At 69.7% G+C, this 604-nt stretch carries 1 protein-coding gene; it reads left to right on the top strand.

The window, feature by feature from the left end; all coding sequences use genetic code 11:
• Window positions 1-227: 227 nt before the first annotated feature.
• The coding region (locus tag VI08_RS20560; protein ID WP_045831514.1) for a CocE/NonD family hydrolase at window positions 228-604 on the top strand (377 nt) is incomplete at its 3' end.

Genomic DNA, 604 nt, shown 5'->3' with positions numbered 1-604 from the left:
CTGCTGCCTCGACCGCCCCGGCCGCTGCCTCGACCGCCATGACGCCGGCCGCCGCTGGCACCGCTGCCCCGGCTCCGGCTTCGACCGCCCCGGCTCAGTAATGAGCCTGCCCGCGTAAGCGGGCTGGTCGATATGAAAACGCCGCCCGCATGGGCGGCGTTTTTTTTGCCGCGCGAATGGGGCAGGCTAGGGCGGTTGTGTCGTCCCACTGCCATAGGAACCACCCCATGTCGCGCCGCACGCTGCCGCTCACCCTGCTTTCCCTGTCTTTGGCGGTCGCCGCCGGCCTCGCCACCGCGCAATCGACCCCGCCCATGACGCCCGATATCCCCGCGAAGTACGACGCGCCCGATGCGGCGAACGACTTCATCAAGCGGGTGGTCGAGATCCCCATGCGCGACGGCGTGACGCTGCACACCGTCATCGTCATCCCCAAGGGCGCAAAGCACGCCCCCATCCTGCTCACCCGCACGCCCTATAACGCCGATGGCCGGGCCGCGCGCGCCGATGCGCACACCATGCGCGACCTGCTACCGCAGGGCGACGAGGTGTTCGTCGACGCCGGCTACATCCGCGTCTTCCAGGACGTGCGCGGCAAGTACGG

The organism is Luteibacter yeojuensis (assembly GCF_000964085.1).
Classification (GTDB): Bacteria; Pseudomonadota; Gammaproteobacteria; order Xanthomonadales; family Rhodanobacteraceae; genus Luteibacter; species Luteibacter yeojuensis_A.
The sequence above is the reverse complement of the archived record's forward strand: the minus strand, read 5'-3'. Positions and strand labels throughout refer to the sequence as shown.